Annotated in this window: 13 protein-coding genes and 1 tRNA gene; 4 read left to right on the top strand and 10 right to left on the bottom strand. The window is 39.2% G+C overall.

Annotated elements, in window-relative coordinates:
• Positions 1-3: 3 nt before the first annotated feature.
• Positions 4-759 (bottom strand): glycosyltransferase family 25 protein, encoded by a 756-nt coding sequence (locus F931_RS20805; RefSeq protein WP_016143058.1) that lies wholly within the window; start codon positions 757-759, stop codon positions 4-6.
• A 68-nt stretch (positions 760-827) separates the two neighbouring features.
• On the opposite strand from F931_RS20805, the gene ghy reads away from it, so the two are divergent.
• Complete coding sequence (ghy, locus tag F931_RS20800) at positions 828-1718, top strand: glycosyl hydrolase Ghy (RefSeq protein WP_016143057.1); 891 nt, start codon at positions 828-830, stop codon at positions 1716-1718.
• Here ghy and lpsE read toward each other — a convergent pair.
• The 9 genes from lpsE to F931_RS20755 form a co-directional block, all read right to left on the bottom strand.
• Positions 1715-2749, bottom strand: coding sequence for a glycosyltransferase (gene lpsE / locus F931_RS20795; RefSeq protein ID WP_016143056.1), 1035 nt, complete (start codon positions 2747-2749; stop codon positions 1715-1717). The two genes, ghy and lpsE, sit on opposite strands and share 4 nt — an antisense overlap.
• 11 nt (positions 2750-2760) lie before the next feature.
• Positions 2761-3525, bottom strand: coding sequence for a glycosyltransferase family 2 protein (lpsC, locus tag F931_RS20790; RefSeq protein ID WP_016143055.1), 765 nt, complete (start codon positions 3523-3525; stop codon positions 2761-2763).
• Positions 3522-4277 (bottom strand): polysaccharide deacetylase family protein, encoded by a 756-nt coding sequence (icaB, locus tag F931_RS20785; protein ID WP_016143054.1) that lies wholly within the window; start codon positions 4275-4277, stop codon positions 3522-3524. Before icaB ends, lpsC begins: the two co-directional genes overlap by 4 nt.
• Positions 4274-5302, bottom strand: coding sequence for a glycosyltransferase family protein (locus F931_RS20780; protein WP_016143053.1), 1029 nt, complete (start codon positions 5300-5302; stop codon positions 4274-4276). The genes icaB and F931_RS20780 overlap by 4 nt, the downstream gene beginning before the upstream one ends.
• Positions 5303-5324: 22 nt before the next feature.
• Positions 5325-6215, bottom strand: coding sequence for a mitochondrial fission ELM1 family protein (locus F931_RS20775; RefSeq protein ID WP_016143052.1), 891 nt, complete (start codon positions 6213-6215; stop codon positions 5325-5327).
• 70 nt (positions 6216-6285) lie between these two features.
• Positions 6286-7212, bottom strand: coding sequence for a branched-chain amino acid transaminase (ilvE, locus tag F931_RS20770; RefSeq protein ID WP_016143051.1), 927 nt, complete (start codon positions 7210-7212; stop codon positions 6286-6288).
• Positions 7213-7236: 24 nt separating this feature from the next.
• Positions 7237-9987, bottom strand: a complete 2751-nt coding sequence (gene glnE / locus F931_RS20765) for a bifunctional [glutamate--ammonia ligase]-adenylyl-L-tyrosine phosphorylase/[glutamate--ammonia-ligase] adenylyltransferase (protein ID WP_016143050.1) — start codon at positions 9985-9987, stop codon at positions 7237-7239.
• A gap of 67 nt (positions 9988-10054) precedes the next feature.
• Positions 10055-11326 carry a sensor histidine kinase gene (gene bvgS, locus F931_RS20760; RefSeq protein ID WP_016143049.1) on the bottom strand — a complete coding sequence of 424 codons (1272 nt, stop codon included), beginning with the start codon at positions 11324-11326 and terminating at the stop codon, positions 10055-10057.
• A gap of 514 nt (positions 11327-11840) precedes the next feature.
• Positions 11841-11927, bottom strand: a tRNA-Leu gene (locus F931_RS20755).
• 182 nt (positions 11928-12109) lie between these two features.
• On the opposite strand from F931_RS20755, the gene queA reads away from it, so the two are divergent.
• From queA to yajC, 3 genes are all read left to right on the top strand, one after another.
• On the top strand, positions 12110-13147 hold the full coding sequence (gene queA / locus F931_RS20750) for a tRNA preQ1(34) S-adenosylmethionine ribosyltransferase-isomerase QueA (RefSeq protein ID WP_016143048.1): 1038 nt from the start codon (positions 12110-12112) through the stop codon (positions 13145-13147).
• A 294-nt stretch (positions 13148-13441) separates the two neighbouring features.
• Entirely contained in the window at positions 13442-14575 is a 1134-nt protein-coding gene (tgt, locus tag F931_RS20745; protein WP_002116306.1) for a tRNA guanosine(34) transglycosylase Tgt, read from the top strand.
• Between the two features lie 97 nt (positions 14576-14672).
• Positions 14673-15002 (top strand): preprotein translocase subunit YajC, encoded by a 330-nt coding sequence (yajC, locus tag F931_RS20740; RefSeq protein ID WP_002116168.1) that lies wholly within the window; start codon positions 14673-14675, stop codon positions 15000-15002.
• Positions 15003-15011: the final 9 nt, after the last annotated feature.

The following is a 15011-nucleotide window of genomic DNA, read 5'->3' as shown; positions in this document are numbered from 1 at the left end:
CGGCTAAATTATATATTTATTAAGTATATATTTCTTTAATTTAACTCTTAAGTAACGTAATAAATCACTGTCATCTTGTGAAAGTGGAGTGATTAAGCTTCTTTCCTTTTCTAGATAACTTAACGCATCATCATTTTCAATAATTGGGTGATCGAATAAAAAGCTGACATAGAAACTAAAATCCCCTCGCCCCACAAGATCTTGCCAATGGTCATAAATTTTTATCGGTTGATGATAATCAACCAACATTTGAGCCATTTTACGATCTACAACATAGGCATAAGCATAAGCAAGTTTTTCAAGATAGTCGTAATCAACTTTTAAAACTTTTTGGTTATACAATTCTTCGGGTAAAAACTTCCCACGAACACGATTGCATATTTTCATTTGAATACCGCCTAAGCTTAGGAAAAAGCAAGGCCCTAAGTTCAAAGAACGAATATGTTTTTCTAAATCTTGGAAATCAATTTCAAAACGTTCAATTACATCATCTTCAAAAATAATGGCATATTCGTCATCAGAATTTAAAAAATCTTTTAATGCAGCAATATGTGACATTGCACAACCAAGTTCACCAGGCGTCATTGGTTTTTTCTTGCCTGCTACACCCTGTTGAAAATACTCACTCACACTTAAATTTTTACCTATAACCCCAAATTGCTTAAATTCATCGCGATATTTGTAAAATGTTGCTTGAGAGTACAACTTTTTTAAACGTTCACTATTAGCAGATTCAATACTGATTAAATATTTTTTCATTTCATTCAAATGTTAAAATGAGTCAGGGATAGTCTATCTAATTATAGTTATATCGAGTGTAAAATTTAATGCTAAATCGCCTGATTCAAAAAAAATGGTACAAGTACCAACAAGCAAAAAAAGCAAAATCTTTTGACTCTCATTGGTATATGCGTTTTGGCTGGTTAGAACAACCTTTTACAGCACTTGAGCAATTAGATTCACTCTTTGAGATCCATTCCCCTAGAAAGTTTACTTTTGCAGATAGTTTTTATGCTTATGAAAATGGTCGTCATTTCATTTTTTTTGAAGAAGTGGATGATGAACATCCGGTGGGCTTTCTTTCGGTCTTGGAAGTTTTTAAAGATGGAACCTACACATCGCCTGAAACTATTTTAAAACTTGATTATCACCTCTCCTATCCTTGTGTATTTAAAATAGATAACACTTGGTACATGATCCCTGAAACATCTGCCAATAAAACTATTGAACTTTGGAAATGTACTGAGTTTCCACTAAAATGGGAAAAGCATTCTAACCTGATCGAGAATATTGAAGCAGTCGATAGCACCCCTTTTTACCATGAGGGCTTATGGTATCTTTTTACTTCAACGCGTCGTGATTGTAAGAAATTTGGTGACCGTTTAGATCTATTCTTTACCGAAGATATTTTAAATCCTAACTGGCAAGAGCACCCAATGAATCCAGTGTGCCGAGGCAGTCAGCAGTTCCGTATGGCAGGCAAACCTTTTATTTATAAAGGGCAACTGGTTCGACCAAGCCAAGATTCATTAAAACGTTATGGCGGCAATATCGAATTAAAAGCGATTACTCAGCTTAGCCTAACAGCTTATGAAGAAAAATTACTAGAAGTGGTTTTACCAGATTGGAATCAAGCAGATGACGGTTGCCATACTATTAATGTTGAAGATAACTTCGTGGTACTCGATGCTATCCGCCTTACACCAAAAAATAATTAAGTCTTTAGCAGGCCTTTATAAATATTAAACGTCTGCTCGGCCATGGCTGGTACAGTCAGTTCAGCCTTGGCTTTTGCATATAGCGGGCTAAAGTCACTTTGTGCCTCTGGGTGAAGTGCACATTGAATCGCTCTTGCTAAACCTTGTGCATCTCCAATTTCTGCCAGATATTGTTCTGGCAACCACTCGATCACACCATTGACTTTGGTTGAAGCCATTGCTTTATCGGCCTGCAATGCTTCGACCATAACAAGTGGAAAACCTTCACGGTCTGACGATAAAACCACAATATCAGCCAACTGCACCAGATCACGTGCATCAGTTCTAAATCCAAGAAAAGCGACCCGATCTTGCATGTTTAATTCACTGACTTGCTTTTCCAAACTTGCTCGAAGTGAGCCATCGCCAACAATCCATAAATTGGCATTAATCTGCTGCATCGACTCAATCAGTAAACTGATATTTTTTACTGGCTCTAGGCGCCCAATGCACATAACTACTTTTTTGCTTGTGTCTAGCTCAGCAAAATCTTTTTGAATCGATTGAAGTAACTTTTCTTTATTTTCAGTTGTAAGTACGGGCTGAGGATATACCCCGTTATAAACTACGTATGCTTTAGACTCTGGGATGCCTTGCGTGAGCGCTTGGCTCACCGCAATAACTGCATCACCTGCTAAATAAACAGACTTATTCTTTTTAGTACCATGAACAGTCGTTACAAACTTTGGACCAGATAAAAATGGCTTAATGCGGGCAATCAGCTCAGCCGCTTTTCCTGCTTGTGCATGAACAATGGCGGGTTGAATTTGCTGGATAAGATTTTTAAGTTGCCAGAGTAAAAGAATATTCCAACGGCTACGTGCAAAATCGACGGCATGAAAATGTACTTGTTGGCTAAACTTGTCTACATAGCAAGGATGTGCAATCACATGTACTTCATGATTTAAAGCGAGCTCATTAACAAGATTAAAAGTATGCTGCTCTAATCCACCAACTCCACCGCTAGTTGCCAATACCTGAACAATTTTCATAGCTCACCTACTTATTTCTTATCTTTATTCATGGTTTGTTCAAACAGCTTTGCTTCTTTTAGAAAAGCATAAAACGCGTTAATCATACTATTTACGAAACCACGCCAACCATTTAAGAAACTACGGCGAATAAAATAAGACTTCATAAAAGTCACAGGCATCACCAAAATCAATTTAGCCACACTTGGAGACTTTCCTTTTTGGTATTTCTCTAATGCTTTCAAGTTGGAATATTGGTTATTTTTTTCGACCTTAACGAAAATGCTCGACTCGCCATAATGATAAATATCATGTTGAGCACGCTGAGATTCGCCATCTACAATCACATTTTCATGGACTTTATTGGCAAGATCATAATGCCCTTTAGACTTGCGGAAAAAACGCACTTTTGCATGTTTTTTAGTATGTTTGCTATTCGGAACACCTAAAAATACATCATTAATAGGAGTGACTAAAGCATCAAGTCTGTTCTGCTGGATGGTCTCAACAATCTCTTGTTTTAACTCGTTAGATAAGACTTCATCGCCATCTAAATTGAGTACCCAATCATTTCGGCATTTTGCTAGAGCCAAACTTTTTTGCCCTGCATAGCCTTGCCAGTCTTGATGAGAAATTTGAGTATTTTCAAAACTCTGAGCAATTTCATAAGTATTATCAGTGCTGCCTGAATCTAAAATAATTACTTCATCAAACTCACTGACACTTTGCAAAGTTCGTTCTAACCAAGCACCACAATTTAAGGTGACAATATAGACACTACATGGAATTTTATTCATAACTTATAACGTCCTTTAGCAAGGGCGATACGCATCTGTAAAGCATTCATGGCACCATGCGTGCTGACACGTGGAATATTAAATTGATTACTTACTTCATACGCTTCGATTTTTTTACGAGTCGATACGGCGTTTTTAAAGCCAATCTCTTGAGCCATTTTCTGGTGCTTTTCATTAAATCGGCCAAATGGATAAGCAAAGCTCGGACATTTTCCAACTAACGCTTCAACGTCACGTTTAGACTGAAGCATTTCATCATAAGCGGTTTGGTCATCAAGCTTAAGTAAGTTCACATGATGTTGGGTATGCGCACCAAACTCAATAACACCAGAGCCTGCCATTTCATGGATTTGCTCATGAGTGAGCTTTTCAATTCCTTCAATTTGAGTTGCCAAATAAATGGTTGCTTTTGCATTATATTTTTTAAGTAATGGATAGGCATAAAGATAATTATCCATAAAGCCATCATCAAAACTTAAAGCAACGACATTCTTTTGATTACGGTATTGTTCAAGCTCAGAAACAAAGCAAAAAGTAACCTTTTTACGCGTCAACAACTGTAAAAGTTGTTCAAACTTCTCAGGAGGCATGTTCATACCCGAAGCTGCATCTTTAGGAGTAACCTGATGCAACATCACAATGCGTGGTAGTTTACTCGAACGAAACGGAAGCCAGAATGTATAATTACCCAGCACATATAACAGTGCAGCAAGTGCTAGTAGGCCTACCGCAACGTACAAAAACCACATCATGCATACACCTCATGTGACCATTCATAATCTTCTGAAAGGGGCTGCTTAAATGTCACTTCAACCATAAATTGGGTGATGCGTTTAGCATTGAAAGACCTACGTGTTTTCTCCCAACCCTCTTTCGCTATTTTTTCAGCCTGATCTGGGTTTTGATTAAAGAATTGGATCTTCTTGGCCAAATCAAACTGATCATCAAAGTACACCACTTCCTGCTCGGTGTAGAGCTTCTCAAAGCCCGGTATTCTTGGGCTAAAGGTGAGTAAACCATTACCAGTCAGTTGTACAATACGGTCAGAACTATACAAGGTGACATCATTACGGCGTGAGTAATTAAGTCCCATTTTTGTTTCAGAGAGAACTTTATAATACGCTTTACCATAAACACCAGGTTGTTCAAAACAACCATAATATTGATAGTTCACATGCCCTTGTTGCAATGCATCTGCCAAGTCCTTTAAGAACTTTTCACGCTCAGGTTCTTTATAGACCACACCGCAGAAAATAAAAGTCTTGTCAGTCTTAGAGTTTGAAAATTGCTGTAGTGTTTCTACATTACGGTGACCGACATTTGGCAAATAGGCCACGCTTAAATGAGGTTGCTTTAGCTTTTGTAGATATTCTCCGCCTGTTGTACAGAAAATAGCATCTAAGTACGGCGAGAATGCTTTGACAAAGTCGAGTTTGTTTTCAAGATAAAGCGGATCAACATACCAAAATGCAATTTTAGTATTTGGATAAGATTCTTTAATTTGTCTTAAAACATCTGGACTCATTAAGTCACTATGCCCAATGAGCACCAGATCAGGTTCAATATTATTAACGACCTTTAGAACTTCTTTATTGGCCCAATTGGCGCCCAGTTTTTTTGTTTTAAAAATGGTTCCCATACGAGCCATGTCACGAAAACTAAAATCATAAACGAAATGGCCATTTTCAATTAATCCGGCAGAAATTTTACGGTCTGTGCAGTAAAAATGGGCGCCTTGTTTATTAAAGCCAAAATTTGCAATATGCAATATTTTCATTTATTTACTCAAAATAAAAAATTTAATTCTTTGATAAAAGATATGTTGCCACACGGTCCGCCTCTTTAAAAGCATAAGGTTGTGGTAACTGTACAACACAAGTCTGCTGTGAAATTAATTGTGATTCTAACATTTGATCAACTGAGTGCGTAATCCGGTCGTCTTTCAAACGGTCTATTGCCATCACCCCTACTCGACAACCCGCAGTAAGTGCCTCAAAAATCATAGACACGCTGTCTTCTGTGACCCAGACAGCTTCTGATTTTTGCATTTCCTCAAAAATCCAGCCTTGAGGTGTTTGCTCAACCGGAAATATATGTAAATGCTGGGCAAAGCTTTGTTGCTTTAAAATATCGACAAACTCTGCTGGAGTTCGACGTGAAGTCGTCAGAATAATTTCAGCGTCTGGATTATTCTCAACAATTTTTTTAACACTGCTTAATACTTTATCTTGGTTCCATTGATGTCGTTTAGATGAACCACCTAATGCAATTAAAACTCTAGCTATTTGATGTCGATTTTCATTACGAATAGGATTTAATGCGCCACGTGTGACAATCACATGGCTGTCGGCGTGAATGCCGTCATGCTCTGGAATAACCGCATAGTCAAAGCAACCAATCGGTAAACTCGGCTTCATTAGAATAATCGTTTTAGCCTTTTTGAAAATTTTACCGAGTAACCAAACACGAAAATGTGTATGACTTCCCACGCCAAATACAAAATCAGGCGCTTGTTTAAATAAGGAGGTTTTTGAAGAGAAAAGTGCCTGAATTAAAGAAATAATCGGCAAATCAGTAATTAGAACCTCTTCAAAAGTTGTTTCTGGCTGTTGTCTTTGCATTGCCTGAAACAAGCCTAATGCTTGTGAGCGGTGTCCTGCCTTACCATCAGACACATAGACAATATGCATAGAAGCTCCCTAAGCCAAAAAATAAAAAAAGGCGAAACCGAGGTTCGCCTTTTTATGTTAACGGATTAACTTATTTTACGTAAGTTAACCAGTGTTCATATTTCGGGTTTTTACCTTGAACTGCATCAAAGAAAGTTTTTTGGATTTCAGTGGTAATTGGACCACGGCAACCTTCACCAATTTGACGATCATCGTACTCACGAATTGGTGTTACTTCTGCAGCAGTACCTGTAAAGAAAGCTTCATCTGCAATATAGAATTCATCACGTGTAATACGACGCTCAACGACTTGATAGCCAAGATCTCTAGCGATCGTCATTACTGTTTGACGTGTAATACCATCAAGTGCACCACCAGCGATATCTGGAGTATGTAAAACGCCATCTTTAATCAAGAATACGTTTTCCCCTGAACCTTGGCATACATAACCTTGTGGGTCCATGAGCATTGCTTCATCGTAACCTGAGTGTGCAACTTCTTGGTGAGCAAGAATTGACAATGTGTAGTTACCAGATGCTTTTGCTTTACACATGGTCACGTTTGGATGATGGTGAGTAAACGATGAAGTCTTAACGCGAATACCTTTCGCCATCGCTTCATCACCAAGGTAAGCACCCCACGCCCATGCTGCAACAGCGGCATGAATTGTGTTATTTGTTGCTGCAATACCAAGTTTCTCTGAACCGATCCAGATGAGTGGGCGTAAATAGCAAGAAGCTAATTTATTTTCACGAACAACATCGATTTGTGCTTGTTCAAGCGCTGCTTGATCATACGGCACTTTCATTTGATAAATTTTTGCTGAATTTAACAAACGTTTTGTGTGGTCTTGAAGACGGAAAATGGCAGTACCTTTAGGAGTTTCATAAGCACGAACACCCTCAAATACGCCCATACTGTAGTGTAAAGTATGGGTTAAAACGTGAATCTTTGCATCACGCCAATCAATTAATTGTCCATCTTGCCAAATAAAACCATCACGATCAGCCAAATTCATGGAACACTCCAAATTGTTATAAAATCATTCACTATCCAACTCAACCGAAGCGGTTGGGTCTATTAATCTTTGCCATAAATTGCAAACGACCGCACGGGTACTACGCCAGTCCGCTGCGCTTACTTGCATGGATTGATTTGCAAGGGCTAAACGGTGGCTTTCGGCACGTTCACTAAGATAGGCTCGAATTAATGCTGTGGCATCTTCACTGGATAAGCAGTCTGCTTTAGCAGCATCTTCTAATATTCTTACATTATCAGAATAATGGGCGAGATCGGGTTTCGTCCCGCTCCATGCAAGTACAGCATACTGTGCCATAAATTCGATATCTACGATACCACCTGCGTCCTGTTTTAAATGAAAAATACCATGTTTTTTTTGTTCAGAAGACGAACCTAGGTGGTCTTTCATTTTCTGACGCATTTTCAACACTTCTTCACGAACATAAGCCTCATCTCTAGATTGAGTCAATATCTCGCGGCGAAATATTTCAAATTTCTGGCAAAGTGCCTCATCGCCAGCAATAGAACGTGCACGAACCAATGCCTGATGCTCCCAAAGCCATGCACTTTTCAACTGATAGTGCTCATAAGCCTTAAGACTGGTCACCAATAAACCGGCCTCACCTGAAGGTCTTAAGCGTGTATCAATTTCATAGACACGACCATCGAGTGTCTGCGTCGTCATGAGTGACATAAACTTTTGAGCAACACGCATCGCAAACTCAAAGCCACTAATAGACTTCGTTCCATCTGTATCAGCTTGTTCATCAAGATAGTGAATAAAGACAAGGTCTAAGTCAGAACCATAGCCCAGCTCAATACCACCCACTTTGCCATAACCAATAACAGCAAAAGCTTTATAGTCGAGTGAGCAGCGTTTTCCATCAACATCGCACGGGTAACCATGACGTTTTGCTACTGTCTGATAAGCCAAATTAAGTGTTGCATTCACACTAACTTCAGCAATATCAGTTAATGCATCAGATACCTTCATGAGAGGACTTTCAGCTAGCACATCACTTGCAGCAACAGTTAATACATTGCTCTTTTTAAAGAGGCGAAGTGCTCGCATTTGATCTTCGACTTGATCAATCTCAATACGAAGTAACTGCTGACGTAATGAGTCTTCTAAGTCCTTACGTTTTGGTAGCTCAAAGTCCATCGACAAAAACTCATCCAGCAGTACCGGATATTGAGTTAACTCTTCACAAATCCACGGGCTTACAGTCGCCATTTTTACTAAGCGTTGTAAAGCCCCTTTACTTTCAATCAGCATCACCAAGTACACGGTTCGACGCATAACCGATTCAATAAGCGGCATTAAACGTAATAATGCAGTTTGTGGTTGTTCTGACTGTAAGATCGCTTCAATTAAATGAGGCCAAAACGTTTTTAAACGTTGCACAGCATTTGAAGGAAGTTTTTTGAGTGCATGCCCATGCCAGAACTCATGAATTAGATTTTTTGCATTGTCATCTAGTACTTCATCTAGCTGCTGCTCTAACTGCCCATAATTCTCTGTTGCTGCATTAGAGCTGGTATCTTCAATGAGTTGCTTAAATTGAACTTTGACTTTTTGACGTTTCTCATTAAGAACATCAATAAATTCATTCCAGCTTGCGAAACTCAAAGTATCGATAATGCGTTGTCTTAGGTCTAATTCTTCAGGCAATAACTGGGTTTGCTGATCGTTAAGAGCTTGAATTGCATGTTCAACACGGCGTAAAAACAGGTATGCATCTTCAAGTTCTAATACAGCTTGTTTTTCTAATAAGCCTGCTTCACCAATATGCTCAAGGCTGACTAAACATTGACGGTCTTGAAGCTCACGTTTAGAGCCGCCGTAAATAAGCTGAAAAACCTGCACAATAAACTCAATTTCGCGAATACCGCCTGCCCCGAGTTTAATATCATCCTCAATATGACGGCGCAGAACTTCGCGTTCAATCATCGCTTTCATGTCACGCATGGCAGCAAACGCCGTGTAATCGACATAACGGCGGAATACAAAAGGACGAGTCATTTCTAACAAGTCCTGTCCTTCTTTACCACCAGTCACAACGCGCGCTTTAATCCATGCATAACGTTCCCATTCACGGCCATGCTGGCTTAAATATTTTTCCAAAGCTGCATGACTAATCGCTAATGCCGAGCCATCTCCCCAAGGGCGCAAACGCATATCAACTCGAAACACAAAACCATCAGCAGTAATGTGCTCAAGTAAATAAATGAGTTTTTGTCCCCACAAAATACAGAACTGCTGTACATCAATACATTTGCGGCCATTGGTTTCGCCTTGCTCATCAAAGGCAAAAATTAAATCGATATCACTCGATAAGTTAAGCTCTTGAGCACCAAGTTTACCCATGGCAACCACAATCAAGTCTTGAACTTTGCCAGAATAACTTAACGGTTCCCCATGTTTCGCCACAAGTGCTACACGAGCAAAATCCTTTGCTGCACAAATACTGGCATCGGCAAAATCAGAAAGTTCACGAGTAAGTGTAACAACATCGGTAAGCTGATTGGCATCTTGCCAGATCCAGCGGAACATTAAACGACTACGTAAAATACGCAGACCACGCATCCAAAGCGTTTCATCACCAATCCCATCTAATGTGGTTTGTACCCGTTGGTAAATCTGTTCGGTCGAGAGCGGTGCAGTAAATTGATCTATTTGATAATCTTGTTCTAAAACAGCTTGATGCAAGCCTAAAACTTGTTCTGCGTACTGACTCGCACGCAATGTTTTTTGTAACTGCTCCGCATTCATATAAAAAGCTCTTTTCCTCGTACTCTCTTTTTAGTTATAGCAGTTCGAGTAGTGCTAGGAAAAGGGATTAGACTAATTTAGCTTCCGATGAAGAATGATGTTCGGTAAGCGCCTCATGACTTTCTTGAGCTGAAGGTAGTAAAACTTTAAAAGTTGTTCCAACTCCTTTTTGGGAATTTACACTAATTTTTCCCTGATTAATCTCGACAAAACGCTTGCAAAGACTCAAACCTAAGCCAGCACCTTTTTCCCCTGCAGTACCTTTAAAGCTAGCGGTAATACGTGGATGGAACAAGTTTGCCATTTGTTGCTCGGTCATACCCAGACCTGTGTCTCGAACAGTAATTTCTACATTTGCATCCGCTTGACGAGCTTCAATAAAAACTTTCCCCGATCCATCAATGTCAGTAAATTTCAGCGCGTTTGACACTAAGTTTTGAATTACAGAGGTCATCATGTTTATATCGGCATAGATTTTTAGATCTTCCGGAACATCATTCACCAGTTCAATATTTTTCTTTAAAGCTAAGGTATGCAGTACATCACAAACGATATTGCTGACTTGTCTAAGCTTAAAGTTAATTGGGTGATAAACAAAACGCCCACCCTCTGCCATCGCCCATGTCAGCAAACTTTCAAGTAAGTTATAGGTCGATTGTGAGGTGTCGTATAAATAATCTGCAATATTTTGAATACTCGATTCATCTAAAGTTTCACGCTCTTTGGCGAGTACCTCAGAGAATCCGAGCAATCCATGAAAAGGCGCACGTAAGTCATGCGAAATAATTGAGAAAAATTTTGTTTTACTTGAATTAATCGCAACTTGTTGTTCATAGAGTTCGTTTAACTCTTCATAGTTAAACTTCAACTCGACCTGCTGCATAAAAGTAGAACAATAATCGAGCAACAATTGAATATCATCATCTTCGAACGTTGCCGCATCGTCATCAAAAAACACAGCAAAACCCATTGAGGTTTTATCGGGGTGTAAAAGATGCACAGCCAATGCCCTGCTGCACTCAATATTTAATTCTTTTAAATAATTGATTAAGTTTTGATATGAAGGATGTAAATGATTAATAAACTGTTGCTTGGCAAAGCACTGTTTTAAATGTTTCGAAGGCTTAAAAGAAATTGCCGTCATGCCTTCTGGGCAACGGTGCCAAAAGTAAGGTTCCTGATTAAAAGTCAACAAGGCTTTTTTACAATTTAAAAGACGAAGACTAAATCGGAAAAATTGCTCGATATAGTTCTGCTCGGCATTTAATCCAAGCAACAAAGATATTCTACAAGCACTTAACTGCTCAACCTGATTTAGTTCTAAACGTTGGAATGTCATTGCCCGCCTCACAGATTTTGTCGTTTTTGGTCGGAACCGCTCTTAAGAAATGTACTTATAATCATTATGATCTACTACAAACTTTAACACAGTACATTAAAAGAGCAACGTTCTTTTCAAAATAGAAATGTGAAGTTTCAATTAAAGGTTTTCAGATACATAAAGTGGGTATACTTTAGAAAAATACAACAAATGTTTGAAGGTGAAGAGTTGAAAGATGTCAGAAATGCGAGTTCAGAAAGCGGCTTTAAAAGTACTATTTGAATAAGAGCTTAGGGGTCAGACTTAATGTGGCTCATAGTAAACTCATCTCAATTGAAATAAGGGCTTTTGTGAGAATAAAAATTGAAAGATTTTTATAAGGTCTATGTTTTATGACTCAAAATTCGAGTCTGACCCTCGGAGCCAAAGTGTGAGTACGTAATTTCTTAAGATCAAACCACTTTTGATAACCAACAAAAAACCCCTAAACCGTTAGCTTAGGGGTTTTCGTAGAATCTTTCGATTCTGAATATGGTCCCGAGGGTCGGACTCGAACCGACACGTCATCTCTGACAGCGGATTTTGAGTCCGCCGCGTCTACCAATTTCACCACCTCGGGAGAGGAAGTATGTTTGTGTTGCGTATATTAGCGCGTTTGTAAAACTTGTCAAACCCTAAGTGAATATTATCGTTCACTTTTAGATCATTTAAACATTTTTCATGATTTCGGCTAGAAGCACAGCCATACAAAAGTGAAAAAGTTTATACTAGGCGCAATTTTTGCGGTGTTTTTTCTCAAATATGCAACTGTCTGACTTTTCCTTTGAATTACCTGATGAACTTATTGCCCGTTATCCTCTTGAATCACGTAGTGCTTCACGGTTGTTGCACTTAGACTCAAAGGGTCAATATCACGATCACATGTTCACAGACATTATCGATCTGTTCGAAGAAGGTGATTTGTTAGTGCTTAATGACACCAAGGTCATGAAAGCTCGACTTAAAGGAAAACGCTCTACAGGTGGTGCGATTGAGATTCTGGTTGAGCGCATGCTGAACCACACCACAGCGTATTGTCATATTAAATCAAGCAACTCGCCTAAAGCAGGTGCTGAGCTTTTTGTCGGTGCCGACAATATTCCTGTGATTGTACGTGGTCGTCATGAAAACTTATTTGTGGTTGAGTTTTCACAGCCGATCTTGCCTGTACTTGAGCAATATGGTCAGTTACCTATTCCGCCTTACTTCAATCGTGAAGCAGAGGAAATTGATACGGAACGCTATCAAACGGTTTTCCATAATCCTGAAAAAATTGCCAGTGTTGCCGCTCCTACTGCAAGCCTGCACTTTGATGAAGAGTTATTAGCAAAGTTAGAGCAAAAAAATGTTCAAAAATCTTTTGTGACTTTACACGTCGGTGCTGGCACCTTCATGCCTGTTCGTACTGATGACATTACCAATCATGTCATGCACAGTGAATGGTGTGATGTACCTCAAGAAACCATTGATTTAATTTTGGCGACTAAAGCACGTGGCAATAAAGTGATTGCTGTGGGTACAACCGCGACACGTGCTTTAGAAAGTGCAGCTCAAGCTCATGGCGGTAAAATTGCAGCTTGGACTGGCGATACGCAAATCTTTATCTATCCGGGCTATGAGTTCTGCATCGTAGACCGTTTAATTACCAACTTCCATTTGCCAGAGTCTACTCTGCTCATGTTGGTATCAGCACTATCAAATCGAGACAACATTTTGGCTGCCTATAAACATGCAGTTAAAGACCGCTATCGTTTCTTTAGCTATGGCGATGCAATGCTGATTGATAAATTTGAAGTTTAAAAATTAAAATTCTGATCGATATTGTTAATCATCTATATACGTTCTCTATGAAAGGATGTAAATATTTAGCAATATCGATTAGCTTTACCAAGCCGATTATAATTTTTACCAGCCTAAATTTTAGATATTTCCTTCTTTAAAATATCTATGCCATAAAACCTATCCTTAGTTTCTCCCACCTTTTTATATAACGACTACATTTAGTAGTAGAACTACGTCGCAGAATCAAGGAAAATAGCCCTCTTTTTAGCAGCGAACTGTTTCTTCGCCTCTGCTCGTGTTCAGGATTTTTAGATGAAGTTTGAAAAATTAGGTCAGTCGGGGCGCGCCCGTCGTGGTCGTTTAACTTTAGAACATGGTGTTGTTGAAACACCTGTTTTTATGCCAGTGGGGACTTACGGCACAGTCAAAGGTATGTTACCTCGTGACATCGAAGACATTCAGGCACAAATTATTTTAGGAAATACCTTCCATTTATATTTGCGACCGGGTCTTGAAGTAATTAAAGAGCACGGTGGTTTGCATGACTTTATTAAATGGAATAAGCCAATTTTAACTGACTCTGGCGGTTTCCAGGTTTTTAGTCTTGGCGCAATGCGCAAAATCAAAGAGGAAGGTGTTACTTTCCGCTCGCCGATTGATGGTTCAAAAGTATTTTTATCACCTGAAATTTCTATGGAAATTCAGCAGGTTTTGAACTCTGACATCGTGATGATTTTTGATGAGTGTACACCTTACCCTGCAACCCATGAAGAAGCTCAAAAATCATTGCAGCTTTCTTTACGCTGGGCAAAACGTTGTAAAACCCATCATCATGATGAGCTCAAAAATCACAATGCGTTATTTGGCATTATTCAAGGCGGCATGTATGAAGACTTACGCGATGAGTCTTTAAATGGCCTTTTAGAAATCGGTTTTGATGGTTATGCCATTGGTGGTTTATCTGTTGGCGAACCTAAAGAAGAGATGATCAAAGTTTTAGATTATCTGCCAAATAAAATGCCACATGATAAACCGCGTTATTTGATGGGCGTTGGTAAACCAGAAGATATCGTTGAAGCGGTGCGCCGTGGTGTCGATATGTTTGACTGTGTAATGCCGACTCGTAATGCTCGAAACGGTCATTATTTTGTCACGGATGGTCTGGTACGTATTCGTAATAGTAAATATCGTCATGACCAAAGTCCGCTCGATCCACATTGCGATTGCTACACTTGTAAGAACTTTACCCGTGCTTATCTATTCCATCTTGAAAAATGTGGAGAAATGTTAGCGTCTATGCTCGGTACTATTCACAACTTACGTTATTACCAACGTTTGACTGAAGGTATGCGTGATGCATTAGACAATGGCACATTTGATGAATTTGTTCAGGACTTTTATGCCCGTCGTGGTTTAGAAGTTCCACCATGTCCTGTTGATGAATAAGCCAGATTTGCGCTCAACCTCAAGACAAGGTAAATTGCAAAACGAATTAGGATTATGTCAGTTATCTGACTCATATTTTTAACTTTAGGAAATCAAAATGAGCTTTTTAATTTCTGCTGCTCATGCAGCACCGGCAGCTGGCCCAACTAATGGTATTTTGCCAAACATCTTGATGATTGTCGTATTCGTTGCAATCTTTTATTTCTTAATTTGGCGCCCTCAAGCAAAACGTGCTAAAGAACACCGTTCTTTAATCGAGAGCTTAGGTGTAGGTAGTGAAGTTGTTTTCGCTGGTGGTTTAATGGGCAAAGTAACCAAAATTGAAGGTGACTATGCAGTTGTTGAACTTAGCCGTGGTGTAGAAGTAAAAATTCAGCGTGCCAGCGTAATTTCAGTATTACCTGAAGGCACTCTAAATAACCTTTAATCATAAAAC

Origin of the sequence: Acinetobacter pittii ANC 4050, assembly GCF_000399685.1 — a bacterium.
GTDB lineage: Bacteria > Pseudomonadota > Gammaproteobacteria > Pseudomonadales > Moraxellaceae > Acinetobacter > Acinetobacter pittii_E.
Note: the sequence above shows the minus strand (reverse complement) of the source record. Positions and strands in the feature narration are given on the sequence as shown.

What these genes read in the sequence shown, in the direction of transcription:
- F931_RS20805 (WP_016143058.1), bottom strand. Translation starts at nt 759, where the DNA reads ATGAAAAAATATTTAATCAGTATTGAATCTGCTAATAGTGAACGTTTA.
- ghy (WP_016143057.1), top strand. Translation starts at nt 828, where the DNA reads ATGCTAAATCGCCTGATTCAAAAAAAATGGTACAAGTACCAACAAGCA.
- lpsE (WP_016143056.1), bottom strand. Translation starts at nt 2,749, where the DNA reads ATGAAAATTGTTCAGGTATTGGCAACTAGCGGTGGAGTTGGTGGATTA.
- lpsC (WP_016143055.1), bottom strand. Translation starts at nt 3,525, where the DNA reads ATGAATAAAATTCCATGTAGTGTCTATATTGTCACCTTAAATTGTGGT.
- icaB (WP_016143054.1), bottom strand. Translation starts at nt 4,277, where the DNA reads ATGATGTGGTTTTTGTACGTTGCGGTAGGCCTACTAGCACTTGCTGCA.
- F931_RS20780 (WP_016143053.1), bottom strand. Translation starts at nt 5,302, where the DNA reads ATGAAAATATTGCATATTGCAAATTTTGGCTTTAATAAACAAGGCGCC.
- F931_RS20775 (WP_016143052.1), bottom strand. Translation starts at nt 6,215, where the DNA reads ATGCATATTGTCTATGTGTCTGATGGTAAGGCAGGACACCGCTCACAA.
- ilvE (WP_016143051.1), bottom strand. Translation starts at nt 7,212, where the DNA reads ATGAATTTGGCTGATCGTGATGGTTTTATTTGGCAAGATGGACAATTA.
- glnE (WP_016143050.1), bottom strand. Translation starts at nt 9,987, where the DNA reads ATGAATGCGGAGCAGTTACAAAAAACATTGCGTGCGAGTCAGTACGCA.
- bvgS (WP_016143049.1), bottom strand. Translation starts at nt 11,326, where the DNA reads ATGACATTCCAACGTTTAGAACTAAATCAGGTTGAGCAGTTAAGTGCT.
- queA (WP_016143048.1), top strand. Translation starts at nt 12,110, where the DNA reads ATGCAACTGTCTGACTTTTCCTTTGAATTACCTGATGAACTTATTGCC.
- tgt (WP_002116306.1), top strand. Translation starts at nt 13,442, where the DNA reads ATGAAGTTTGAAAAATTAGGTCAGTCGGGGCGCGCCCGTCGTGGTCGT.
- yajC (WP_002116168.1), top strand. Translation starts at nt 14,673, where the DNA reads ATGAGCTTTTTAATTTCTGCTGCTCATGCAGCACCGGCAGCTGGCCCA.